Here is a 23,827-nt window from a genome sequence, read left to right as displayed (position 1 = left end):
CAGGAAGTTTATTATTTTAAAGAGGTGTTTTCTTGGCAGGAGTGAATAACCGAAAAGAAGGAAGCCGCGCTATCGTTGCGTTTGATACCGATGATCTAGTGACGAGTATCGCCAACGATTGGGCAAAGCAGCTTGAAAGTGTTGAGGTGCATGTTCAGACTAGTCTGCCCGTTGTTTCTGAAGCTCCGAATTATTCTTGGTCTAAGGCTGATCATTTGACGCTAGTGGGGCATGGCTCGCCTGACAGATTTAGCACAGCTTTCCGTCTGCATCCGGATGAGCTTGCGGGCTTTCTTGCTTTACACTGGTTGCCAAAAAATGATAAAAGTGTTGAAAAAACCCTTGATATTTTTGCCTGCGGTGTGGGGCTTATTATTTCCGGTACTAATTACGCTCGTGAGGTTGCTGAAGGCTTTCGTCAAAGGGGCTATGACAATATCACTGTTTGCGCGGTAACGTCAAAATCCTTATCTGTCAGTTTGGATGCTAACGACGTGAGGGATTTTATACTTCGCCGGTATGAAGACGAAATAGCCGTTACTGCTCGTAAAATCGATGGCGCTGATTCTCTTAGGCAGTTTGATGACGCTAAACGTAAGCTTGGCGTCATGGAGGCTGAATTAAGGCAGCTTAGAACACAACGCTATGAGATTGAAAATGAGCTTGAAATGCTAATGCCGGACTCACCTGAGCTTGGGTCTAAAACATCAGCCCTTGAAAAGGTAGTCTCAGCTATCACGAAGCTGGAAAATGAGGTTGGGTCAGCGAAGCAAGTTATCGATGAAAAGTACCCTGAGACGGTGCTTGCATCGTTTGCTGATCTTGATGCGCCCTTTAAGCTTAGTGCTAATGCTGTAAGCTCTTCGAACCCATTTGCTTCGCAGCAGTTTGGTAACACCTATCACAGAGCAGGGCGTCTTGTAGCCTACCTTGATCAAAAAGCCTCAACGGAAGGTTTGAATGACTCAACGCGTCGTTTTGTTGAGGATTTAAAGCCCAGGCTTGATGCTGCTATGAGAACTTCTCAAAAGCGGGGTGTTGATGCAATCTCTGGCGATATTGGCAAGGCGCTTGCTAAAAATCCCAAGTATCGTCGGCGAGCAGACTCAGAGCTCACTAAAAGGGTAGACGCATATTTCGAGGTTGTATCATTTGCTGTGATGCTAATTGAAGCGCGTATCAGTGAAATCTCTGCGGAAAGGAAGCGTGGCCTCATTAGTCGTGCTCAAAACTATAAGCTTGAAAAGTTGGGAGAGCTAAAAGCAAAAATTGAGACACTTGATATGAGCGGTGATCGGAAAGAAGCAATGAATAGGTTGAAGGCAATTGTTCAAACCGCTCAGAGCAATAGACTTTTAACACGCAGATTGGTGCTGCGTGGGGAATCGCGTACGATGCAAATGCTAAAACGTGTTGAAAGCCGGATCGATCAAGAGCTTAAAAAAAATCCTGATAGCTCTAATCCAGGCCCTAGCTTTATGAACCGAGGAGGCTATCAACAATGAGGATTTTATTTTTAAGGGCAAAAGATAAAGGGTTGGCTGCCAGTCATTTTTCCTCTGTTTCTTTTGTTGTATATACCCGTAACATGGACTTTAGTGGTCTTGAAGACAATGAGCCTTTGTTGATTTTAGCTTTAGGTAATGAGTTCGTTTCTCGAGACATGTTTGATTTTCAGTTTTTGATTAAAGCGTGCTATCGCAACGGTCTTGCTTCCCATGTTGCAAGGGAGGTTGTTGTGTTAATGAACGACGGCGGGGGTGATAGTCATTTTTTGTCATCGCAGCTGGCTAATTTGGCTAATGCCTTACCAGAAGGTAGTCGTGTGTATGGTAGAAAACGCAGTTTACCTGGTGAAGAAAAGTTAGAGTACTGTGCGGAAGGTAATGGCATTTGGGTTCTTCGTGCGACTTATCGGGATCACTCTCAAAAAGAGCTTTTCCGTGGTACGTCTGATGAGTTGGTTCGGTTTTTACAAAACCCCGAAAACTGCCATATCTCAAGCGCTGCCATGCGAGAGCAGTTTGCTGCGTTGAGGTGATTTTTTCGCTCGTCAAATTTTTCAGAAAAAAGCCGGGTTGTTGCCCGGCTTATTTGCGTTGCTGGTGTTAATAACTGCTGGCGGCGGCATCTAGATCTGATTGCGCGTCACCGTCTTCAGAATAACCCGGGTTGTCGTTCGGGCCCCATTGTGTCCCAGATTCATAAGTGCCTTGTGAGCCTTTGGTGTTTGTGTTTTCACCATAGTTACCTGGGTTTTGTGGGTCCACAAAGGTGCTTATCGTGTTGCCGGGTTTTTTCGTCGGCAGGCTAACGTTGAGTAAGGCATTATCTGAGCCACCATCACCTGTGATTGATACATCAACATCGCTTTTGCTTAAGCGCTTATCCATGGCTTTTGTTTGTTGTTGGTCCAGGACCTGACCTTTGGGGCCTAGTGTTGTTTGCACATAAGCGAAGTGGCCATCTTTCTCGAATTTCGGCTCCATTCTAATTTCACCCACAGCCACGTTGTTCTTCAAAATCTTCACGGTTTCAGTGTAAAACTGTTCTGTGACTTTTTTCTTTGTTTTCTTGTCGTAGTAAGTGTAGGGTTTTTGTCCTGCAACGAGTTCAACAGAGTAACCCTTGCCGAAGGTGCTTGTCTGGTTCATTGCTCGAGTATTGTCGGCTGCCATGCTCATCAGCGGTAGTGTGGTGAGCACAGTGGCAAGAAGAAGTTGACGTGTTTTGTGGGTTTTCATGATGGGTCCTGGTGGTGGTAATGATTGCTAGATTATAGGGTAGCTTTCAAAGGTGTCAAAAAATGACCCAAATTAAGATTTCCTTAAGCTTTGTTGCCTAAAATTTAGGCTGGTCAATAACAATAAGGAAAACCGTCATGGCCAGAGGTTTAGCGATTTCTCTTTCAGCGGGCTTGTTTTTGGGTATTATGGTCAGTGCAGTGATGCTCTTTGGCGCCCTGTATTGCCTGGGCTAATCATATTTTACTCGCCCCTAAAGTTTGGTATAGTGAGCGCCTTTCAACGGATCAGTAGAGTGGCGTGAATGACCGATACCCCAGAAGAAAAAAACGACGCTTGGCGAGCCAAGAGTATCTATTTATTACCTAATTTATTCACTACGGCTGCCTTGTTCGCCGGCTTCTATGCCGTCGTGGCGGCCATGAAAGGCATGTTTGATGTGGCATCGATCGCCATTTTCATTGGCATGATTGCCGATGGTTTTGACGGGCGTGTGGCGCGCATGACCGGCACGCACAGTGCTTTCGGTGCCCAATACGACAGTTTGTCCGATTTGGTGGGCTTTGGTGTGGCGCCGGCCTTGGTCAGCTACAGTTGGGGCTTGCATTATTTGGGTAAGCTGGGCTGGCTGTGTGCTTTTTTCTATTGCGCGGCCACGGCGCTGCGTTTAGCTCGGTTTAACTCCAGCACGGCACAATTTGATAAGCGCTATTTCTATGGCTTGCCCTGTCCATCGGCGGCGGCGGTGATTGCGTCAAGCATTTGGCTGCTCGATTTTTTAGGTTGGCATAATTCGCTGCTGTGCGGACTGCTTGGCGCTTTAAATATCGCCATGGGCCTGTTGATGGTGTCCAATGTGCGCTATTCAAACTTCAAGTCACTGAACCTCAAGGGCAAAGTGCCCTTCATGGTTGTGTTGCTCATGGTGTTGGCCTTTGTCATGGTCGCGCTTGAGCCGCCAGGGGTGTTGTTTATCGTCTTTGGTGCGTACGCTTGCTCAGGCCCGGCATTATATTTTTTAAATTTAACAAAAAAATCAAAAGCCGTGAAACCCTCTGAAGGTGATGACGCATGACTTTGGCACTCGATATTCAAACGCTCAAAAAAACCTATGCCAGCGGCACGAAAGCACTCAAGGGTATCAATCTTCACGTAAAGCAAGGTGATTTTTTTGCGCTTTTAGGCCCGAATGGGGCGGGAAAATCCACAACCATTGGTATCATTTCATCCTTGGTGCGAAAAACCAGTGGCAAGGTGTTACTTATGGGCGTGGATATTGACCGTGATGCGGCTAAAGCGCGCCGACAAATGGGTGTGGTCGCGCAAGAATTTAACTTGCCGATTTTCGATCGTGTGATGGATATCATCATGCAGCAAGCGGGTTTTTACGGCGTGCCTACACGTATCGCGAAACCGCGTGCGGAAAAAGTTTTAAAGCAGCTTGGTTTATGGGAAAAACGCAAAGCCGTGGTACGTGCTTTATCGGGCGGTATGAAGCGTCGTGTGATGATTGCGGCGGCCATGATTCATGAGCCGAAATTATTGATTCTGGATGAGCCGACGGCCGGTGTGGATATCGAGCTTCGTCGCGGTTTGTACGAGTATCTGGAAGAACAAAATAAAAACGGGCTAACGATCATTTTAACCACGCATTATCTGGAAGAAGCCGAGCGTTTGTGTAACCAAATTGCGATTATTAACCATGGTGAAGTGGTGATGGATATTCCCAAGCGTGAGTTATCCCAGCGTGTTTGCCAGCAGCGGTATGTCTTGGATGTGGCCGGTGATCTTTCTCAGGCTTTGCCTCATGGGGTGAGCTTGCGTGATGAACACCGCTTGGAAGCGGTGGTGAGCAAAGGCGAGAGTTTGAATGATTTGGTGGCAGCCTTGTCTTCTAAGCATATTGTGGTCGAATCGATTGCGCCGACTGAAAACCGCCTGGAGCAAGTCTTTCTTGAACTTACAGCTCAAGGGGGTTCTACAAATGTTTAATAAAGCGACTTGGCTCGGCATTAAAACCTTGGTGATGCGCGATGTGGATCGCTACCTTAAGCGTATTTGGATTCAAACGTTTTTGCCGCCCGTGGTGACTTCGTTTTTGTATTTTATGATTTTTGGTCGGGTAATTGGCTCACGCTTAGGGCACATGGGCGGTACGCCGTATATTCTCTACATCGTGCCAGGTCTGATCATGATGCCAGTGATCACAAGCGCTTACAGTAATGGCTCCTTCGTGTTTTTCTCATCGAAATTTCAGCGCAGTATTGAGCTGTTGTTGATGTCGCCGATGTCAAACAATGCGATTCTCTGTGGTTTTTTAGCGAGCTCGATGTTGCGCGGCATCATCGCGGGTGTTTTGGTGTTTATCGTTTCGCTGTTTTTTGTGCATTTTACTGTGGCGCATATTTTCTTAAGCTTGTTCATTATGGTGCTGACGTCTTTGTTCTTTGCGGGACTGGGTTTGGTTAATGGTATTTTTGCCAAGTCCTTTGATAGTGTGACCATTATCCCAACCTTTGTGTTAACCCCGTTAACGTATTTGGGCGGTGTGTTTTATTCGGTGGATTTATTACCGCATTGGGCGCAAGTGATCACACACTTCAACCCGATTTTTTACATCGTCGCCTCGTTTAAATACGCTTTGGCCGGTATTCCTGGCGCGCATTTGCTCACATCCATTGTGTTGTTAATTGCGTTGAATATTACGGTTTATTGTGTGGCTTTGAACACCCTTAAAAATCATAGTGGACTGCGTCCGTGAAAAAACGCGGCTTGCTTCGCTCCACATCTTTGGTCTCAGGCAATACCATGCTCTCGCGCATTTTGGGTTTTGTGCGAGACATGATTTGGGCGCAAGCCTTTGGCGCGGGCCCTGCGTTTGATGCCTTTATTATCGCCTTTCGCTTGCCCAATTTTATGCGCCGTTTGTTCGCCGAAGGCGCCTTTGCTCAAGCTTTTGTGCCGGTGCTGGCTGAAAAGCAAACCAAAACCAGCTTGGACGACGTTAAAACCTTTATCTCGCATATGAGTGGTGTGCTCACGGTCGCGCTGGTGATCACAGTGATTATTTTCTTTTTCTGCGCACCCCTGTTGATTTCATTATTTGCGCCAGGCTTCCATTGGGACGGTGTGCGCTATGAGCTGTCCACGCACATGTTGCGTGTTACCGCGCCGTATTTATTATTTATTTCCCTGGTCGCCCTGTCTGGTGCGGTGCTTAATACGTATGGCAACTATGGTATTCCTTCGTTTACGCCAGTGTTGTTTAATGTGTGTTTGATTTTAGCCGCCGTGTATTTGGGGCCACATTTTGCGATACCGGTCGAAGCATTAGCCTGGGGTTTGTTGGCAGCCGGTATTGCTCAGTTTTTCTTTCAGCTGCCGTTTTTGTGGCAAAAGCGTTTGCTGGTGATGCCCAACCCGCGTTTGCATGATCCCGATGTGAGGCGCGTATTAAAGCTCATGGTGCCGGCTTTGTTTGGCGTGTCGGTGGCTCAGTTAAGCGTGTTAATTGATACTGTCTTTGCTTCGTTCTTGCCAAAAGGCAGCGTGACGTGGTTGTATTTTTCTGAACGTTTGATGAACTTTCCCTTGGGCGTATTTGGCGTGGGCATTGCCACTGTGATTTTGCCGTATTTGTCGCGCGGTGCGGCTAGTCAAGATCAAGAGCGCTACAATCAAACGTTTGATTGGGCCTTGCGCCTGCTGCTGCTCATTGGTGTGCCATCCTCAATTGGCTTGCTAATGTTGGCGGGTCCCATGATCGCGACTTTGTTCGGTCACGGTAAGTTCACGCACCACGATGTACTAATGTCCACGCGAAGCTTGATGGCCTTTGCCGTGGGCGTGCAGGCGTTTATGCTGGTCAAGGTGTTGGCTTCCGCGTTTTATGCACGGCAAAACATTAAATTTCCGGTGAAAGTCGCGGCCTTTTCGATGCTGTGCAATATGGGGCTAAATTTTGCGCTGATCGGCCCGCTGGCGCACGCGGGTCTTGCGCTGGCGACCTCGATCTCAGGCTTTATCAACGCCGGTTGCTTGTTGGTGTTCGCACTAAAACGCGGCATTTACACCCCGCAAGCCGGTTGGGCGAAATTTTTTCTTCAATTGTTTGTGGCCAATGCGATCATGATCGCCGCTTTGTTTTTCTTAACACCTGCGATGTCGCAATGGTTAGTTTGGCATTGGCCTGCACAAGCTGAACATTTAACAGAATGTGTGTTTGCTGCGCTATTCATTTATGGTCTGGCCTTATTTTTAAGCGGTGTGCGATTGCGGCATTTTAGAGTTTAAACTTATGAAAGATACGTTTGATTTTTTCGCCGTGCTGAATATTTCCCTCCGGCTTTGCCTTGCCGGGGACGCTTTTCGCCATCCTGGCCGCTCTGTTCCGGCATCCTGCCTCCACAAGCCCCGGCAACGCAAATCCCTCGCGAAATTGCGCACGGCTAAACGCTGTGAACCTAAGCGGATTTTACTGTGAAACTCAGCCAACTGTTTCAACAAGTGTTTGAACACGATCACGATGTGGCATTGTCGCAAATCAAAACGGATTGCCGTTTGGTTGAGCCGGGCGATGTGTTTATTTGCTTAACGCCGAATGCAGAGAATGCTAAACGTTACAGCTCGCATGCGATAAATCGCGGCGCGTTGTGTGTGATGGCTGACCCCAAGCAGGCTTTGGAAAAACAATCTGCGATCATTGAATGTCCGGGTTTAATTGAGCAGGCGGCTGATATTGCGTGTCGTTTGTATGATGACCCTAGTCAAAAACTTAAAGTGCTCGGTGTCACAGGCACGAACGGTAAAACCTCGGTGTGTCACTTGCTGGCACAAGCATTGACCCACCTTGGGAAGAAATCGGCGGTGTTGGGTACGGCGGGCAACGGCATTTGGCCGGATTTAATCGAGTCACCACTCACGACACTGGGCGTGTTTGAGCTTCAGGCTAAGCTCGCCGAGTATGTGGATGCCGGTGTGGATTACGTGGCGATGGAAGTGTCATCGCACGGTTTGGTGCAAGGCCGTGTGCGCGGTGTGCAATTTGCTGTAGGCATTTTTACGAATTTAAGCCGCGATCATTTGGATTTCCACGGCACCATGCAGGCCTATGCTAACGCTAAGCGCTCATTTTTTGATTGCCCCATGCAGCTTGCCGTGATCAATGTCGATGATGAGATCGGGCACGAATGGATAGAGGCTTGGCCAAAGAACGGGCCTAGACTTTTGCGATATGGTTTGGATCGTGAAGCCGACGCGAAACTCAGTCTACAAAACTTGGCAACGCTGCCGCAGCGCTTTGAGTTTGAAGGCTGCACTCAGCGCTTTGCATCACGCACCCTGCTCATAGGCCGTTTTAATCTTTACAATCTATTGTCGGTGATCACTGCCTTGGTGTCCCTCGGTTTCGAAGGCGAAACACTCAGCGAACTCATTCCATCTTTAAAACCGCCTTTGGGTCGTATGCAAGTGTTTCAAGTCGAAGGTAAACCCTTGGCAGTGGTTGACTATGCGCACACACCAGAAGCGCTATCTTCTGTATTGACCGCTTTGCGTGAATTTACACAAGGCCGCTTGTACTGCGTGTTTGGTTGCGGGGGGGATCGCGATGCCGGCAAACGTCCCTTGATGGGGGCGATTGCACAAAAGCAGGCTGATGTGGTGATTTTGACGAACGATAACCCCCGGGGGGAGTCGCCAGAGGCGATAGTCTCTGATATCCTAGCCGGGTTTTCGGGTTTGAAGCCGTCAGTGATGTTAGACCGCCGTGAGGCTATTGCTTTCGCCCTTCATGAGGCAAAAGCAGGTGATATTGTGTTGATTGCCGGCAAAGGCCATGAAAACTATCAAATCATAGGTGATGCGCGTTATGCCTTTAGTGACGCGGCCTGTGTGAGCGCAGCATTGGAGGGGTAGTCGTGTTACTTTGGTTGGCACAGTGGTTGGAACACTATTGTCATTTTTTCTCAGTGATTCATTATTTAACGCTGCGCATGATTCTCTCAAGTCTGACGGCATTGTTTTTTGTCTTGTTCGTTGGGCCGCGCATTATTCGCCAGCTTCGCCATTTTAAGGTGGGGCAAGTCGTCAGAGACGATGGCCCGCAGTCGCATTTATCCAAAACCGGCACACCCACCATGGGCGGCATTATGATTTTGCTGGGCGTCACATTATCGACAATACTCTGGGGTAATCTCAATGAGCGCTATGTGGATTTGTGCTTATTGGTGATGCTCGCTTATGGGTTTATCGGCGGAGTCGATGATTTTCGAAAGCTGGTGTTAAAAAATCCCAAAGGTTTGGCCAGTCGTTGGAAGTTTTTCTGGCAGTCGGTGGTCGCGCTTTTAGTCGCAGCGTATTTATACTTTTTTGTGAAAGCTTCAGCGGATGCCAGTTTGGTGGTGCCGTTTTTAAAGCACTGGCCGGTTGTGTTGGGTGTCGGTGGTTTTTTTGTTTTAACGTATTTTGTGCTGGTGGGCGCCAGTAATGCGGTGAACTTAACCGACGGTTTGGATGGCTTGGCCATTCTGCCGGTGGTGATGGTGGTCGCAGCACTGGGTATTTTTGCCTATGTCAGCGGTAACTTTTATTTTGCCGAATATTTGCATGTGCCGTTTGTGCCCGGTGCGGGAGAGCTTGTCGTGTTTATCGGCGCCATAGTCGGTGCGGGTTTGGGTTTTCTCTGGTTTAATAGCTACCCGGCTGAAGTGTTTATGGGCGATGTGGGCTCACTGTCTTTGGGCGCAACTTTGGGTGTGATTGCCATTATTGTGCGCCAAGAAATCGTGTTATTTATCATGGGTGGTGTGTTTGTGGTTGAAACGCTGTCCGTTATGTTGCAAGTTGGATCATTTAAGTTGCGCGGCAAGCGTATCTTTAAAATGGCGCCGATCCATCATCATTTTGAATTAAAAGGTTGGCCAGAACCGAAGGTGATTGTCCGTTTTTGGATTATTACCTTTGTGTTGGTCTTGTGTGGTTTGGCCACATTAAAATTACGATAAAGTTTTTACCATGGTCGATTTTTGCATTGTTGGTTTAGGCGTTTCTGGGCTTGCAGCGGCAAAGTATTGCCTTCGTCAAGGTTACAGTTTTTCCATTACGGATTCACGTGATCAGCCGCCAGGCCTTGAGACAGTGCAGGCGCTTTCGCCGAATACGCCGTTTTTTTTAGGCGGTTTTTCGTTGGATGCCATGCTGGATGCCAATGAGGTGATCGTCAGCCCGGGTGTTTCATTGAAAGAGCCCGCTTTGCTTGAGGCAAAAAAACAGGGTAAAACCCTATTGGGCGATTTGGAATTATTTGCACGGGTGGCAAAACGCCCCGTGGTCGCCATCACCGGTTCAAACGGTAAAACCACGGTCACGAGTTTGATCGGCGAGATGGCCAGAGCGTGTGGTCAGCGTGTGGTTGTGGCCGGCAATATCGGTACGTCAGTGCTGGACAGTTTGGCACAGGAAACGCTGCCCGATTTGTATGTCTTGGAGTTGTCCAGTTTTCAGCTTGAGCGGATAGAAAGCTTAAAACTGCGTGTGGCTGTGTTTTTGAATTTATGCGAAGACCACATGGATCGCTATGACAGTTTGGCAGATTATGCAGCCGCGAAACAACGCATTTACCAGCATGCACAGATCTGTGTGTATAATCGAGAAGACCCGTGGACCACGCCGCCTGCTGGCAAGCAGACTGTAAGCTTTGCTTGTGATGAGCCCAAAGAAGGTGAGTTCGGTTTAATTGATCATGACGATAAAACCTATTTAGCCAAAGGCACTCAGCGTTTAATGCCGAGTAGTCGCTTGTTTTTAGAGGGTAGGCACCATGTGGCCAACGCCTTGGCTTGTCTGGCTGCAGGCGATGCTTTGGGTTTGGATATTGCCACGATGCTCGATGTTCTGCGTAAGTTTCGCGGTATTCGCCATCGTTGTGAATGGGTGCGCTTAATGCAGGGTGTGACTTGGTATAACGATTCCAAAGGCACAAACGTGGGTGCGACCTTGGCTGCGATTCAAACCTTGGGTGAAAAAACGAAGGGTAAGCTGATTTTGATCGCAGGCGGGCAGGGTAAGGGTGCGGATTTTTCTCCTTTGCGCCCACTGGTTAAACGCTATGTGCGAGAAGTGATTCTCATGGGCGAGGTGGCGGATCAGCTTGAGCGCTTGTTTGCAGATGTGGTGAAAACGGTGCGTGTGAATTCAATGGATGAAGCTGTGCAAGCTGCAGAGCTTGCGGCTGTCCGTGGCGATAGCGTTTTGCTCTCGCCAGCTTGCGCGAGTTTTGATATGTTTAACAATTACGAACACCGGGGTGATGTTTTCTGTGAGTCTGTCAAAGCCTTATAAGCGCGATTTTCGCACAGCAAAGCCAAAGCCGGGTTTGCCACAATTTCATACCGATAAATATTTTGTGTTCGCGATCGTTGCCTTATTGCTCTTTGGATTGGTGATGGTGTCTTCTGCGAGCATGGCCATTTCTGAGCGTTTGTACCATTCACCGTTTCATTTTTTGATGCGCCAGTTGGTGTATGTGGTGCTCGGTGTGTGTGCGGGCCTGTATGTTTTGCGTATCCCGGTCGAGCGCTGGCAAGCAAAAAGTGGTTTGCTGCTGCTCATTGGTTTGTTTTTATTGCTCGTTGTGTTGGTGCCAGGGTTGGGCCGTCATATCAACGGCAGTACACGTTGGGTCGGTGTTGGCCCTGTGAACTTGCAGGTATCTGAATTTGTGAAACTTGCGATGGTGATTTTTATGGCCGGTTATTTAACTCGCCGCAATCATGAATTGAAAACCACAATGGTTGGCTTTCTGAAACCCATCTTCATCTTAGGCATTATTGCCGTGCTCTTGTTAAAAGAACCGGACTTTGGTGCATTGTCTGTGGTCGCGGTGACCGTGTTATGCATGATGTTCATTGCCGGTATGCGAGTTTGGCCTTTTGCGGTGTTGGCGGCATTAATCGTTGCAGCGTTAGCAGTGATTGCGATTTCATCGCCGTATCGTTTGGAGCGTTTAACCACGTATTTAAATCCTTGGGCGCATGCCTATGGTAGCGGCTACCAGCTCACACAATCATTAATCGCTTTTGGTCGCGGAGGCATTTTTGGTGTGGGTTTAGGTGGCAGTGTGCAAAAGCTTTTTTACTTGCCTGAAGCTCACACCGACTTTTTGTTTTCGGTTTTGGCTGAAGAGCTAGGTTTGATTGGCATTGTGGCGACGATGTTATTGTACGTGCTATTGGTTTGGCGTTCACTGCTCATTGGCCGGCGTGCACAGGCCGCCGGTTTGAACGAAGGCGCGCTGATGGCTTACGGTTTTGCGATTTGGATGGCGATCCAGGCGGCTGTGAATATGGGCGTGACCTCGGGTTTGCTGCCGACCAAAGGCTTAACGTTGCCACTGATGAGCTATGGTGGCAGCGGTATTGTCATTGATTGTATCGTGATGGGCATGCTTTTGCGCATTGATCACGAAGCGTTTCAAGAAGGCCCGATGGCCGAGCACCGCATGGCGAAACAGCGTTGATCCTGCTTCCTTAATATTTCCTTAAGCTTCTGGCTTTATCGTTTTGCCTACGCTTGGTATTTCACTAGGTCTGTTTAAATAGAGAGGGAGTTTTATGTATTTTTTTGTGCGACCAGAGACTAAGGACGGGCTGAGCAAACTGTTAACATGGTCTGGGGTTTTGGCTGTCGCTGATGGCTTGTCAACTCTTGCGGGCTTTGCTTTTGATCAATTGACCGCCGACAATAATAAGGGGATATCAAACGATCTCATTTCAGCGGGAGAGTTGGCTGCTTCAGTGGTTTCTCTTGCGCTTCTGGCTATTGTTTTTGGTCGGGTTATGTACGCAAGAAAACACAATACCGAAAATACAGCGGAGGTGAAAAAGTACGATTATCCTGTAAATTGGTCGTTGATCATTCTATTTTCCATTATAAGTTCTATTACTGGTAGTAGCCTTTTATTTGAAAGTAATCGGCTGCAGTTTGGTGGTACACCAAACTTTTCCTATAACACGGCCGGTGTGGTTCTGTTAGCCATGAGTAAACTCTTTGCTCCTACAATTTCTTCAGCTCTTAGAAATCATATTGTTGATGCTCCAGCCGCTGCTCAGCCGGCAGCAGCCCCGCAACCGCCAGTTAGGGATGGTCGGAACGGTCAGGAGATGCAGGAGATTCATAAGAACGCTGCTTACCGCGCAGCTGTTTAACACTGTCAAGGTATTGCGCTTAGGCTTGCCGTACCCTGTTGCTTAAGGTTACCGCATGGCGAAAGAGCGCTGATCTTTTTTGGTGCCTCATTGAGCTGCCCAAGCGCTTACGTTACTATAGCGTGAGTCAATGAGGGGTGCGCGATGACGGTTGTGATCACAGGTGGCGGTACGGGCGGCCATATTTATCCGGGTATTGCTTTGGCGAAACGTTTACGTGAGCAGGGTGTGGCTGTCGAATGGCTGGGTGCTGAGCGTGGTCTGGAGAAAACCTTGGTGCCAAAAGCCGATATCCCACTGCATCTTTTGCATTTAAACCCGGTTCGCCAGGGCGGTATCATCGCCCGATTTCATGCCTTGTGGCAATTATTTCAAGCCGTTTCTCAAGCGCGCCGCTTACTGCGCCACATCAAACCCACGCTAGTCATTGCGATGGGCGGCTACGCCAGCGCAGCCGGTGGTCTTGCGGCGAAATCTCTCGGTATTCCTTTGGTGCTTCATGAGCAAAATGCCGCAGCGGGCTGGACTAACCGTTTGTTGGCCAGATTGGCGAAGAAAGTGTTTTTAGGCTTTGAGGGCGCATTTTCTGGGTCTAAAGTGATGACCGTGGGTAATCCGGTGCGCGATGTATTCAAACGTTTACCATCACCAGATGAACGCTATGGCAAACGCCAGGGGCCGATTCGGGTTTTGGTGTTTGGTGGCAGTCAAGGTGCGCGCATATTCAATCAACGTTTTCCTGTTTTGTTTGAATCCTTAGCCAGAACTGCGCCCATTACGGTGGCGCATATATCGGGTGCTTCCTCGTTTGATGCTGTGAAAGCGGCCTATGCTAGTGCGAGTTTCGACGTTGAGGTCAGTGCCTACCGCGATCAATTGGATCAAGACTTTGCCTGGGCCGATTTGGTGATCGCCCGAGCGGGCGCCATGACAGTGACGGAGATCATGCACACCGGTGTTGCGAGCCTTTTAATTCCTTTGCCCTTTGCGGTGGATGATCATCAAACTAAAAACGCACAGTGTTTAGTCAAGGCCGAAGCAGCTGAGCTGGTGGCCGAAAAAAGCTTTGATGATGAGGTAGTGCTAAATCGTTTAAAAACCCTTTGCCAAAACCGCGAGACTTTGCATATTATGGCCGCGCGCGCGTATGCCATACGCCCAAAAAACACTGAAGAACAACTACTCAATGCAATACAGGATTACCTATGAACCATTTTAAAACCTTGTTGGGTGCGCCAGGCTGTGAACGCATCAAACGCATTCATTTTGTCGGTATCGGCGGCTCAGGTATGTGTGGTATTGCGCAAGTCTTATTAAATGAAGGCTATCAGATTTCAGGTTCTGATCAGCGCGCGGGTGATGCAGTGCATGCTTTGTCAGCTCAAGGTGCCGTGATTCATATTGGTCATAAAGCCGAGAATGTGCACGGTGCGGATGTGGTGGTTCAATCCACTGCCATTGCGCACGATAATGTGGAAATTCAAACGGCTCGTGATTTGCGCATTCCCATCGTGCGTCGAGCTGAAATGCTGGCTGAACTCATGCGTTCACGCTACGGCATTGCGATTGCCGGTACACACGGTAAAACCACGACCACGAGTTTGGTGGCAACCGTGTTAGCTGAAGGCGGTATGGATCCGACCTTTGTGATTGGCGGTAAACTCAATAGTGCGGGTGCGAATGCCGGTTTGGGTCAGAGTCGTTATATGGTGACAGAAGCTGACGAAAGCGACGCCTCATTTTTACATTTATTACCGATGATGACGGTGGTCACAAATATTGATGAAGACCATATGGACACCTACGGCGGCGATATGGCAAAGCTTGAACAGACCTTTTTAGATTTTTTGCATCACTTGCCGTTTTATGGTCTGGCTATCCTGTGTATCGAAGACAAAGGTGTGCGCGATGTGATCGCTCGTGTGGCGCGCCCAACGTTAACGTATGGCTTAAGCAATCAAGCCGATGTGTATGCGACAGATATACACTACGAAAACGGTTTGACCTGTTTTACTGTTCATCGTAAAGATCGTGAACCTTTAAATGTACAATTTAGCATGCCGGGCCGACACAATGTCTTAAATGCACTGGCGGCGATTGTCGTCGGCACCGAATTGGGTGTGAGTGATGAGGCCATGGTGCGAGCATTAACACAATTTTCCGGTGTGGGGCGCCGTTTCCAGCGCTTGGGTCGGTTTGACTTTGGACGGGGCATGGTCGATATGGTCGATGAATACGCGCACCATCCTCGCGAATTGGCCGCAACCATTGCGGCTGCGCGCAGTGCATACCCGGATAAACGTTTGGTCATGGCTTTTCAGCCGCACCGTTTTACCCGTACGCGCGATTTGTTTAATGATTTTGTCGATGTCTTATCAACTGTGGATGAGCTTTTGTTGTTGAATGTCTATACCGCAGGTGAAACTGTGATTGAAGGGGCGAACAGCGATGCCTTGGCCAGTGTCATTGCGGATAAAAACGCTGGCTTTAAACTTCGTCGTATTACCTCAAAAGATGCTTTGTTTGATGAGTTGTCGAGTGTGGTCGGCGAGGGCGATTTGTTAATTTTAGCCGGCGCAGGTGATATTGGTTTATGTTCTGTGCGCTTAGCAAATTTGGCGGAGACAGTGAATGCGTGATGTGAAAGCGTTTGGCAAAGTCGCGGTGCTGATGGGCGGTACCAGCACGGAGCGCGAGATTTCTTTATCCAGTGGGCAAGGGGTTTTGCAAGCTTTGCTCGATGCTGGCGTGGATGCGCATAAGCTTGATGTCGGCCAAGACAGTATTGATGAACTTAAAGCTGGTCAATTCGATCGTGCGTTTGTCATTTTGCACGGCCGCGATGGCGAAGACGGTAAAATTCAAGCTGTGCTTGAAACCTTGGGTATTCCGTATACCGGTAGTGGTATCGCCGCCAGCGCGTTGGCGATGGATAAATACCGCACGAAGTTGATCGCGCAAGGTGCGGGCTTTAAAACACCGCGCTTTTTGTTTTGGCAAAAGGGTATGACGTTATCCGCACTGGATGATTTTCATTTTCCACTGGCCGTTAAGCCTGTGCACGAAGGTTCCAGTTTTGGTGTTTCACGCGTGAACGCCATTGAAGAACTTGAAGCGGCAATTGAAAAAGCCAGCAGTTATCATGATGATGTGTTGATTGAAGAGTGGATTATCGGTGGAGAGTACACGGTGCCGATTATTGCGGGTCGTGCGCTGCCATCGATTAAAATCAGCACGCCCAATCGAGAGTTTTATGATTTAACGGCGAAGTACACAGTGTGTGGCACCGTTTATGAATGCCCGAATGATTTAACGGCTGACGAAGAAGCTTTTTTGGGTCGCCTAAGTTTAGAGATTTTCGAGCTGTTGGGTTGCCGCCATTGGGGGCGTGTGGATTTCATGCGTGACAAACAAGGTGAGTTTTACTTGATCGAGCTCAATACGGTACCGGGCATGACGCCCACCAGCTTGCCGATTAAGTCCGCCAAAACGGTGGGTATGACGTACCAAGATTTGGTGTTAGACATTTTAGCGTGTACATTGACTCAATAGGATTAGTGTATTGTTACTATGGCCATTAAGGAAAAACGCTCAGTCATTTTGTGGACACTGCTCATTGTGGTGGTGTTGGCTTTGGCGTATTTGACCGTTCGTTCTTTGACCACTGATACCCATTATTATGTGCAGCAGGTCAGCGTTGAAGGTGTGCCGCAGGATCGTCAAGATCGCTTTAAAACCCTGGTTAAACCTTTGCTGAATCGGCCTTTACTGAGTTTAGATATTGACCAGGTGGCTCAAGAAATTTTGGCAGAACCGTGGGTGTCAGAAGTGACCGTTCAGCGCGTCTGGCCTGATGCTTTAACGATTATTGTTCAACCCCAAGAGCTGGTGGCTCAATGGAATGATCAATACGCCTTAAACCGTTTCGGGGAAGTGTTTAGTGTGGCTAAACCGCTCAAAGGTACGGTTAAGCTTTACGGCCCGGATAAAAGCCAGGTTCAGAGCTATGCCATGTTTCAGCAGTTTCAAACGTTACTGGCCCAAGAGCAGTTGGTGATCAGCTCGGTTAAGCAAGCCGGAGACGGTGAGTGGGGCTTAACGCTGGACAACGGCATGCAGATTGAAATCGGCTCCAAGCATGTCTTGACTAGATTGCAGCGATTTGTAACAGTGTACCCTAAGGTATTTAAGAGCAATAAAGCCGCAGATGGGCGCTATGTCGATTTACGATACGCGCATGGCATGGCGGTGAGTCGAGGACAAACGAATGGCAAAGAAACAGGCTGAACGTGATTATATTGTCGGTATCGATATCGGTACGTCGAAGATTGTCGCGATTGTGGGTGAAGTGGGCAAAAACAATAAGGTCCACATTTTGGGTATTGGTTCCCACCCGTCAAAAGGCTTGAAGCGCGGTGTGGTGGTTAACATTGAAACCACGATTCAGTCCATTCAACATGCCGTCGAAGAAGCCGAGCTTATGGCCGGTTGCCAAATTACGTCGGCTTATACCGGTATTGCCGGCAGTCATATTCGAAGTTTTAATTCACACGGTATTGTTGCGATTCGTGGCAATGAAGTCACACAAGCTGATGTTGATCGTGTGATCGATGCAGCACGTGCGGTGGCCATTCCTGCGGATCAAAAAATTCTGCACATTTTGCCCCAAGAGTTCATTATCGATAACCAAGATTGTATTCGCGAACCGGTGGGTATGTCCGGTGTTCGACTAGAAGCGAAGGTGCATATTGTGACGGGTGCTGTCAGTGCCGCACAAAATATTATTAAATGCGTAGAGCGTTGCGATTTGCAAGTGAACGATGTGATTTTAGAGCAGTTGGCATCAAGCTATGCGGTCTTGAGCGAAGATGAAAAAGAACTTGGTGTCTGCATGATAGACATCGGCGGCGGCACGACCGATATTGCCGTGTTCACTGAAGGCGCGATTCGCCACACGGCTGTCATTCCAATCGCAGGTGATCAGGTCACGAATGACGTGGCCATTGCGCTGCGTACGCCCACGCATCATGCTGAGAAAATTAAAATTGATCATGCCTGCTGTTTGCTGGAAGAGGCCAGCGATGAAGAAAACATCGAAGTGCCGTCTGTGGGCAGCCGTAAACCCCGTATGGTGTCGCAAAAGGTCTTGGCCGATATCTGCGAGCCGCGTTATGAAGAATTATTCATGCTGGTTAAAGCTGAGCTTCGCCGAAGCGGCTTCGATGCCTTAATTCCTTCAGGTTTGGTGATGACGGGCGGTGCCTCTCAAATTAAGGGCGGTATTGAATTGGCTGAGCGTGTTTTCCAAGTGCCTGTGCGTTTAGGCGTGCCGGAGCAAGTCACGGGATTGGTGGATGTGGTCAAAAATTCCATTTATGCCACCAGCGTGGGGCTTTTACTTTACGGGCACCAGCAACGCTTTGATCCTAGCGTTGCGACTATCCGTGGCGGTAAAACTTCGCTATGGAAACGCATGCGTGGTTGGTTTCAGGGTAATTTTTAATCTTTCATGCTCTATAGAAATGGCGCCAATGGGCGCCTTTTTTATCTCTTACGTTTCCAGAAGTAAGGGACAATGGCCATCAATAAAAAAAGCTTAGCCGTGAGAATGCCGAGAAAAGGCGTGATACCTAAAGCCAATCCATTTTTCAATCCAACGAATGAGCTTAATACGCTAACACCTGGAAAATAAATGAAAAAATTTGAAATGAAGAAGCTTGCTGCGATGCGAATTCTGGATTGGCAAAAACCTTGTTCCATCAGTTTACCAGCTACGAAGGCGGCCGGTAAAAAGCCAAAAATATAACCTGCAGATGGGCTCATAAAGATAGCCAGTCCGCTCGTGCCCCCGGCAAAAACGGGTAAGCCCATCGCGCCTTCGAGTAGATAAGCGGCAACCGACCAGGTCGCGACGCGCGAGCCGAATACAAAGGCGATTAAGAGTATGCTGAAACTTTGTAGCGTAATTGGTACGGGTTGCAACGGTAAGGTGATTTGCGCTGAGATGGCGATCAAACAGCTATTCAGTAATACCAGGCCAAATTGTTGAATGGCGAGTTTAGGACATAAGATTGGCTGAAAAGTGCGGCTGACAGACATAAACGCTCCCTGAAGTGATTCTGACCGGAGCTTAGCATAAATCAAGTGTGGTCACAGTGAGTTTTTCTCGTGATTCAGTGAAATTTTGTGATGAAAACCTGCCATAATATTTGTTCAAGAACAAGCCCAAAACCCTTTGCAGGCAACAAAAATCTTGTTAGTATCGATACTTAAAGGGTTTCCTTGAAGGGGTTCGTTATGTCGCAAAAGTTCCAGCTCGTCGATAGTGTGCCACAAAGTGCTGTGATCAAGGTCATTGGAGTCGGCGGCGGTGGTGGTAATGCCGTGCAGCACATGGTGAGTCAGAATATTGAAGGTGTGGATTTCATCGCGGCGAACACTGATTCCCAGGCCCTTAAAGCCTCTCATGCAAAAACAGTGTTACAACTTGGTGGCGAAATCACCAAAGGTTTGGGCGCAGGCGCTAACCCTGAGGTTGGTCGCCAGGCTGCCCAAGAAGATGAAGAGCGCATCAAAGAAGTGCTTAACGGTGCCGACATGGTCTTTATCACAGCCGGTATGGGCGGTGGTACGGGTACCGGTGCCGCGCCAATTGTCGCAAAGGTGGCGAAAGATTTAGGCATTCTTACTGTGGCTATTGTGACTAAGCCATTTTCCTTTGAAGGTAAAATGCGAGCGGGCGTGGCTGATCAAGGCATTAAGGCGCTGGCTGAACATGTCGACTCCCTCATTACAATCCCGAACAACAAATTGTTGTCTGTGTTGGGTAAATCTGTTTCTTTGCTTGATGCGTTTAAAGCAGCCAATAATGTGTTGCTTGGTGCGGTGCAAGGTATTGCCGAGTTGATTACACGTCCAGGGTTGATTAACGTCGACTTTGCTGACGTGCGCACTGTCATGGCTGAAATGGGCATGGCAATGATGGGCACAGGCACAGGTTACGGCGAGCATCGCGCGAAAGATGCAGCTGAAGCAGCGATTTCAAGCCCATTATTGGAAGATGTGAATTTAAGCGGGGCCAAAGGTATTTTGGTGAACATCACCGCAGGGCTTGATATGTCGATTGGTGAATTTGAAGAAGTCGGCGATGTTGTTAAGAATTTTGTCACCGAGTCTGCGACGGTGGTCGTGGGTACTGTGATCGATCCAGAATTGACTGATGAAATGCGTGTGACGATTGTGGTCACAGGCTTGAGCGATGCCGGTCAGCGCGCACGCTTACGTGTGTCGGTGGATGAGCCGATTGAAGTCGCGGCTAAACATACGAAATCTGATGGCAGCTTGGATTATGAAAATCTCGATAAGCCCACGGTGATTCGTCGTGAAGCGCCTAAACCGGTGGAAGAGCCAGTATCTCAAGACGTGGACTATTTGGATATTCCTGCTTTCTTGCGTCGCAAAAAGAAAGAAAACGCTTAGGGCCTAAGCAAATCTGTCTATTTTTATTTCCCCGGGTTATCTCTCGCCGTAGCTGCTTCGCAGCAAAGGCGGATCAACCCAGCCTACGTTTGTTCCGTGTAGCCTGGATTGAACGCCGAAGGCGTGATAATCCGGGCTTTTATTTCCCCGGGTTATCGCTTCACTCAACTGGCTACACAAAACGTTCGTATCAGTAGCCTGGGGAATAGAAATTACATCATCAATGACAAGCGAAGCATGGCCACGTTGTCATGATTGTTCGTGCCGCCGTGGTTGGCTTTGTAATCGTAGTCTCGATAAAGCTGCACGCTCGTCGCTAAATGCTTCATGAGGTTTACGCCGTAGCTGACGCTGATACGTTTTTTCGGTAACACCGTCGGGTCAGTGGCGTTAACGCCTGTGGCCGAGTTGTGTGCTTGGCTCGTCCATTGGAAGCTGACTTGCGCCTGGCTATTATGGCCTGCGGTTTTAAAGCTGTATTCAGCATTCACATCACCCGCTGAAGGTTTCGCACCAACCAAGTTACCCGAAGACTCTTGGTAAGCGTATTGTAATGAACTAAAGCGTTGTGTCGCTGAAATTACTTGTGCACCAAATTCAAACGGACCGGCGTACACGTTTAAGTAGCCGCCCACGCCTGGTACACGATTGCGGTAACCGCCTTGTGTTTCGATTAAGCTTCTGATGCTGTCCACATCGGCCATGTTGGCAATGTATGACATACCGATATCAAAGCTCATTTGTTTGACTAAGCGTTGAATACCGATGTTGAAACCGCCGTTTTTGATATTCGTGCTATTGCTGTCGCCGTATTTATGCTCGCCGCTTAAGGCATAAGCGCTGCCGTAAAAGCCGGCATCAGTCACAAAGCCCAATTGCGCAATCGGCGCATCGGTTTGGCTTAAGCTCTGCGTTAAGGTGTTGGTCAGCGGGTAACGTTGGTAGCGACCAAAGGGTGCGTACTGTTGGCCAACGCGGACAAAGTAAGGCGTTTGAGCAAAGTTGGCCACGGTAATAAACGCTTGGTCCACTTTTACATGGTGGTTGGCGTCCAAGTAAGGGTCTGCGTTTCTCACGGCAGGGCTTTGACCGTTTTGTGATAAGAGGCTCACGCGACCTGACACCCAGTGACCAAAATGCGCGCTGGCCGCTAAGTTCGCGGTGCCAAGATCCAAGAAACTAGACGATGTTGTTTCACGATTACCCGCGCCGAAATACGGCTTGGAGTAATAGCTCGCGTCCATGTTCACAAGGCCTGTGACAGAGACGTATTTTTGCCAGTTAAAATGCGCTTTAGGTTCGCCAGCATTGTTGTCCATTTTGGCTAAACGCGCTTTTAAGAGCGCGATTTGCTCTTTGATTTCGGCTGGCGTTGAGTTGCTGCCATCGGCTTTTTGAGCGCGTTGTGCTTTGGCAGCGCTGGTTTGTTTTTTTGTTTTGGGTGCGGTTTTGGCGGTGGGCGCGGCAACGGCAGCAATGGATAATGAAGTTAAAGTAATGGCTAATAATTTTTTAGCAGGCATGGTCTTTCAATCCCTTGGTTGGCAACTTAAATCGAGGGTCAAGGATACGTTGAGAGTAGGCGATGATCAAGAGAAAAATAATGGGATTGAGCGTGTATTAGAGAAGTAGCTACCGTCTTTGCGAGGCGCGAAGCGAGGAAGCAATCTCAAGATGAATGGACAAGATTGCCGCGCTCACTGTCGTTCGCTCGCAATGACATTATCTAAAATGTAGCCACCGCCTTGGGTAGCAACGTCTTTGCGAGGCGCGAAGCGACGCGGCAATCTCAAGATGAATGGACAAGATTGCCACGCTCACAGTCGTTCGCTCACACTTTTTACCCGCACTCGCCAAGCTGAAGACTTGCACGATGGTGTTGTGTGGCCTTAGCCAATAAAAATGCGCGGATTGCCTGGGCCATTTTACGCTTTGGTGACCAGTATCGGGTTCAGGCTGCTTAGGCTGCCGGCCCACATTGTCTTAAAGCTTAGCGCTTTCTTCGGCTAAATAGCTCGCCACACCGGCAGGTGAAGCGCCCATGCCTTTTTGGCCTTTGTTCCAGCCGGCTGGGCAAACTTCGCCGTGTTGTTCGAAGTGATCAATCGCATCAAACAAGCGCAGTAACTCGTCCATATTTCGGCCAATGGGCAAATCATTGACGATTTCAGAACGAACCACACCGTTTTTATCGATCATGAATGTGCCGCGAAAGGCCACATTACCATCGGGTGTTTCTACACCATAGGCTTGGCAAATCGCGTGGTTCATATCCGCTGCCATCGTGTAGCGAACAGGGCCAATACCGCCTTTGTCGATCGGTGTGTTGCGCCATGCGTTGTGTGTGAAATGCGAGTCAATCGACACGGCAATCACTTCCACGCCGCGCGCTTTAAATTCTTCCATGCGGTGATCCAGTGCAATCAATTCTGACGGACACACAAATGTAAAGTCCAAAGGGTAAAACACGATCAGTGCATATTTGCCTTTCGTGTGTTGTGCAAAGTTAAAACCCTCCACAATTTCGCCGTTGCCCATTACGGCAGCCGTGGTGAAATCAGGGGCTTGACGTCCAACTAAGATGCTCATATTTCAATCTCCTCTCGTTAATAAATGGGTTATTTGGCTTGGTCAACAGCCGTTTGTAATTCGCCAGCTTGGTACATTTCCATCATGATATCACTACCACCGATAAGCTCACCGTTGATGTAGAGCTGCGGAAAGGTCGGCCAATTAGCATAGTGCGGTAATGTTTTTCGAATATCTGGGTTGCTCAAGATATCGACATAGGCAAATTCGGCGCCACAGGCTGAGAGCAACTGAACTGCACGCGCGGAAAAACCGCATTGTGGCATTTCAGGGCTGCCTTTCATGTAAAGAATAATCGCGTTGTCTTTGATTTGTTTTTCGATGGTTTGAAGGGTATCCATAGCGCGGCTCTTTATTATAGATTAGCGATCATTCTAGGCAGGGCCTTTGGGCTTGTCAATGCTGAGGCTCCATGTGCGTCAAACCAAACTAAACGAGAATGACGCGGTTTGATTGGGCTCAGCTAATTAGCGTTAGCGCTTAAAAAAAGGTGTGCTCTCCGTTGGCTGCGCATTTAGTGTCGCTATCGTTTGCTTTAATTCCTCAAGTGCTTGTTTACCACCTAACATTTCCGTTACTAAGTCGCGTGTTCTGTGGCTCACAACGCCGGCTAATACTTCGTTCAAGATATCTTTAGATGATGCCGTTAGGTCAGTTGCAGTTTCATTTACCGCCTCTTTAATGATTTCAGCATTAGTTTGAACTGTAGCATCATCATCGCTAGACAGCGAGTCGCTAGTCTCAGGATGTGTTTCGGCCGTCCCTGCCCCCGAAGCACCCTCGACAGCTAATTTGCCGCGGCCGTCCCCG

General features: G+C 48.6%; 22 protein-coding genes and 1 pseudogene (1 of these 23 only partly in view). 17 read left to right on the top strand and 6 right to left on the bottom strand.

What is annotated here, in order from left to right:
• Positions 1–41: 41 nt before the first annotated feature.
• Positions 42–1,505 (top strand): hypothetical protein, encoded by a 1,464-nt coding sequence (locus COV52_07205; GenBank protein ID PIR10822.1) that lies wholly within the window; start codon positions 42–44, stop codon positions 1,503–1,505.
• Positions 1,502–2,041, top strand: coding sequence for a hypothetical protein (locus tag COV52_07200; GenBank protein ID PIR10821.1), 540 nt, complete (start codon positions 1,502–1,504; stop codon positions 2,039–2,041). Before COV52_07205 ends, COV52_07200 begins: the two co-directional genes overlap by 4 nt.
• Positions 2,042–2,108: 67 nt before the next feature.
• On the opposite strand, the gene COV52_07195 is transcribed toward COV52_07200, so the two are convergent.
• On the bottom strand, positions 2,109–2,744 hold the full coding sequence (locus COV52_07195) for a hypothetical protein (GenBank protein PIR10820.1): 636 nt from the start codon (positions 2,742–2,744) through the stop codon (positions 2,109–2,111).
• 304 nt (positions 2,745–3,048) lie between these two features.
• On the opposite strand from COV52_07195, the gene pssA reads away from it, so the two are divergent.
• The 14 genes from pssA (at position 3,049) to ftsA (ending at position 18,452) form a co-directional block, all read left to right on the top strand.
• Positions 3,049–3,819, top strand: a complete 771-nt coding sequence (gene pssA, locus COV52_07190; protein PIR10819.1) for a CDP-diacylglycerol--serine O-phosphatidyltransferase — start codon at positions 3,049–3,051, stop codon at positions 3,817–3,819.
• Complete coding sequence (locus COV52_07185; protein ID PIR10818.1) at positions 3,816–4,736, top strand: ABC transporter; 921 nt, start codon at positions 3,816–3,818, stop codon at positions 4,734–4,736. The genes pssA and COV52_07185 overlap by 4 nt, the downstream gene beginning before the upstream one ends.
• On the top strand, positions 4,729–5,505 hold the full coding sequence (locus COV52_07180; GenBank protein PIR10817.1) for an ABC transporter permease: 777 nt from the start codon (positions 4,729–4,731) through the stop codon (positions 5,503–5,505). The genes COV52_07185 and COV52_07180 overlap by 8 nt, the downstream gene beginning before the upstream one ends.
• A 47-nt stretch (positions 5,506–5,552) precedes the next feature.
• Positions 5,553–7,037 (top strand): murein biosynthesis integral membrane protein MurJ, encoded by a 1,485-nt coding sequence (gene mviN / locus COV52_07175; GenBank protein ID PIR10866.1) that lies wholly within the window; start codon positions 5,553–5,555, stop codon positions 7,035–7,037.
• Between the two features lie 186 nt (positions 7,038–7,223).
• Entirely contained in the window at positions 7,224–8,660 is a 1,437-nt protein-coding gene (locus COV52_07170; protein PIR10816.1) for a UDP-N-acetylmuramoyl-L-alanyl-D-glutamate--2,6-diaminopimelate ligase, read from the top strand.
• Positions 8,661–8,662: 2 nt separating this feature from the next.
• A complete protein-coding gene (locus COV52_07165) occupies positions 8,663–9,748 on the top strand; it encodes a phospho-N-acetylmuramoyl-pentapeptide-transferase (protein ID PIR10815.1) in 1,086 nt (361 codons plus the stop codon).
• Positions 9,749–9,758: 10 nt separating this feature from the next.
• A complete protein-coding gene (locus COV52_07160) occupies positions 9,759–11,084 on the top strand; it encodes a UDP-N-acetylmuramoyl-L-alanine--D-glutamate ligase (protein ID PIR10814.1) in 1,326 nt (441 codons plus the stop codon).
• A complete protein-coding gene (gene ftsW / locus COV52_07155; GenBank protein ID PIR10813.1) occupies positions 11,053–12,261 on the top strand; it encodes a putative lipid II flippase FtsW in 1,209 nt (402 codons plus the stop codon). The genes COV52_07160 and ftsW overlap by 32 nt, the downstream gene beginning before the upstream one ends.
• Positions 12,262–12,355: 94 nt before the next feature.
• The gene (locus COV52_07150; protein PIR10812.1) at positions 12,356–12,949 is read left to right on the top strand and encodes a hypothetical protein; all 594 of its coding nucleotides are present in this window, start codon (positions 12,356–12,358) and stop codon (positions 12,947–12,949) included.
• 144 nt (positions 12,950–13,093) lie between these two features.
• On the top strand, positions 13,094–14,158 hold the full coding sequence (gene murG, locus COV52_07145; GenBank protein ID PIR10811.1) for an undecaprenyldiphospho-muramoylpentapeptide beta-N-acetylglucosaminyltransferase: 1,065 nt from the start codon (positions 13,094–13,096) through the stop codon (positions 14,156–14,158).
• The gene (locus tag COV52_07140; GenBank protein PIR10810.1) at positions 14,155–15,588 is read left to right on the top strand and encodes a UDP-N-acetylmuramate--L-alanine ligase; all 1,434 of its coding nucleotides are present in this window, start codon (positions 14,155–14,157) and stop codon (positions 15,586–15,588) included. Before murG ends, COV52_07140 begins: the two co-directional genes overlap by 4 nt.
• Before the next feature lie 31 nt (positions 15,589–15,619).
• The gene (locus COV52_07135; protein ID PIR10865.1) at positions 15,620–16,501 is read left to right on the top strand and encodes a D-alanine--D-alanine ligase; all 882 of its coding nucleotides are present in this window, start codon (positions 15,620–15,622) and stop codon (positions 16,499–16,501) included.
• An 18-nt stretch (positions 16,502–16,519) separates the two neighbouring features.
• Positions 16,520–17,236 (top strand): hypothetical protein, encoded by a 717-nt coding sequence (locus COV52_07130; protein PIR10809.1) that lies wholly within the window; start codon positions 16,520–16,522, stop codon positions 17,234–17,236.
• A complete protein-coding gene (gene ftsA / locus COV52_07125) occupies positions 17,217–18,452 on the top strand; it encodes a cell division protein FtsA (GenBank protein ID PIR10808.1) in 1,236 nt (411 codons plus the stop codon). Before COV52_07130 ends, ftsA begins: the two co-directional genes overlap by 20 nt.
• A gap of 41 nt (positions 18,453–18,493) precedes the next feature.
• On the opposite strand, the gene COV52_07120 is transcribed toward ftsA, so the two are convergent.
• The gene (locus tag COV52_07120) at positions 18,494–19,048 is read right to left on the bottom strand and encodes a hypothetical protein (GenBank protein PIR10807.1); all 555 of its coding nucleotides are present in this window, start codon (positions 19,046–19,048) and stop codon (positions 18,494–18,496) included.
• Between the two features lie 198 nt (positions 19,049–19,246).
• Here COV52_07120 and COV52_07115 point away from each other — a divergent pair, with 198 nt between their 5' ends.
• Positions 19,247–20,428 carry a cell division protein FtsZ gene (locus COV52_07115; protein PIR10806.1) on the top strand — a complete coding sequence of 394 codons (1,182 nt, stop codon included), beginning with the start codon at positions 19,247–19,249 and terminating at the stop codon, positions 20,426–20,428.
• 212 nt (positions 20,429–20,640) lie between these two features.
• Here COV52_07115 and COV52_07110 read toward each other — a convergent pair whose 3' ends face one another.
• From COV52_07110 to COV52_07095, 4 genes and pseudogenes are all read right to left on the bottom strand, one after another.
• Positions 20,641–21,951 carry a hypothetical protein gene (locus COV52_07110; GenBank protein ID PIR10805.1) on the bottom strand — a complete coding sequence of 437 codons (1,311 nt, stop codon included), beginning with the start codon at positions 21,949–21,951 and terminating at the stop codon, positions 20,641–20,643.
• 460 nt (positions 21,952–22,411) lie between these two features.
• Positions 22,412–23,017, bottom strand: a complete 606-nt coding sequence (locus COV52_07105; protein PIR10804.1) for an alkyl hydroperoxide reductase — start codon at positions 23,015–23,017, stop codon at positions 22,412–22,414.
• Between the two features lie 29 nt (positions 23,018–23,046).
• Positions 23,047–23,358 (bottom strand): monothiol glutaredoxin, Grx4 family, encoded by a 312-nt coding sequence (grxD, locus tag COV52_07100; GenBank protein PIR10803.1) that lies wholly within the window; start codon positions 23,356–23,358, stop codon positions 23,047–23,049.
• Between the two features lie 400 nt (positions 23,359–23,758).
• A pseudogene (locus COV52_07095) lies at positions 23,759–23,827 on the bottom strand (hypothetical protein) (it continues 975 nt past the right edge of the window).

The organism is Gammaproteobacteria bacterium CG11_big_fil_rev_8_21_14_0_20_46_22, assembly GCA_002796245.1.
Classification (GTDB): domain Bacteria; phylum Pseudomonadota; class Gammaproteobacteria; order UBA12402; family UBA12402; genus 1-14-0-20-46-22.
This window is presented reverse-complemented; position numbering and strand designations above follow the sequence as displayed.

What these genes read in the sequence shown, in the direction of transcription:
- COV52_07150 (PIR10812.1), top strand. Translation starts at nt 12,356, where the DNA reads ATGTATTTTTTTGTGCGACCAGAGACTAAGGACGGGCTGAGCAAACTG.
- mviN (PIR10866.1), top strand. Translation starts at nt 5,553, where the DNA reads ATGCTCTCGCGCATTTTGGGTTTTGTGCGAGACATGATTTGGGCGCAA.
- COV52_07115 (PIR10806.1), top strand. Translation starts at nt 19,247, where the DNA reads ATGTCGCAAAAGTTCCAGCTCGTCGATAGTGTGCCACAAAGTGCTGTG.
- pssA (PIR10819.1), top strand. Translation starts at nt 3,049, where the DNA reads ATGACCGATACCCCAGAAGAAAAAAACGACGCTTGGCGAGCCAAGAGT.
- COV52_07200 (PIR10821.1), top strand. Translation starts at nt 1,502, where the DNA reads ATGAGGATTTTATTTTTAAGGGCAAAAGATAAAGGGTTGGCTGCCAGT.
- COV52_07110 (PIR10805.1), bottom strand. Translation starts at nt 21,951, where the DNA reads ATGCCTGCTAAAAAATTATTAGCCATTACTTTAACTTCATTATCCATT.
- ftsA (PIR10808.1), top strand. Translation starts at nt 17,217, where the DNA reads ATGGCAAAGAAACAGGCTGAACGTGATTATATTGTCGGTATCGATATC.
- COV52_07160 (PIR10814.1), top strand. Translation starts at nt 9,759, where the DNA reads ATGGTCGATTTTTGCATTGTTGGTTTAGGCGTTTCTGGGCTTGCAGCG.
- grxD (PIR10803.1), bottom strand. Translation starts at nt 23,358, where the DNA reads ATGGATACCCTTCAAACCATCGAAAAACAAATCAAAGACAACGCGATT.
- COV52_07185 (PIR10818.1), top strand. Translation starts at nt 3,816, where the DNA reads ATGACTTTGGCACTCGATATTCAAACGCTCAAAAAAACCTATGCCAGC.
- COV52_07130 (PIR10809.1), top strand. Translation starts at nt 16,520, where the DNA reads ATGGCCATTAAGGAAAAACGCTCAGTCATTTTGTGGACACTGCTCATT.
- COV52_07105 (PIR10804.1), bottom strand. Translation starts at nt 23,017, where the DNA reads ATGAGCATCTTAGTTGGACGTCAAGCCCCTGATTTCACCACGGCTGCC.
- ftsW (PIR10813.1), top strand. Translation starts at nt 11,053, where the DNA reads ATGTTTTCTGTGAGTCTGTCAAAGCCTTATAAGCGCGATTTTCGCACA.
- murG (PIR10811.1), top strand. Translation starts at nt 13,094, where the DNA reads ATGACGGTTGTGATCACAGGTGGCGGTACGGGCGGCCATATTTATCCG.
- COV52_07195 (PIR10820.1), bottom strand. Translation starts at nt 2,744, where the DNA reads ATGAAAACCCACAAAACACGTCAACTTCTTCTTGCCACTGTGCTCACC.
- COV52_07140 (PIR10810.1), top strand. Translation starts at nt 14,155, where the DNA reads ATGAACCATTTTAAAACCTTGTTGGGTGCGCCAGGCTGTGAACGCATC.
- COV52_07180 (PIR10817.1), top strand. Translation starts at nt 4,729, where the DNA reads ATGTTTAATAAAGCGACTTGGCTCGGCATTAAAACCTTGGTGATGCGC.
- COV52_07120 (PIR10807.1), bottom strand. Translation starts at nt 19,048, where the DNA reads ATGTCTGTCAGCCGCACTTTTCAGCCAATCTTATGTCCTAAACTCGCC.
- COV52_07135 (PIR10865.1), top strand. Translation starts at nt 15,620, where the DNA reads ATGGGCGGTACCAGCACGGAGCGCGAGATTTCTTTATCCAGTGGGCAA.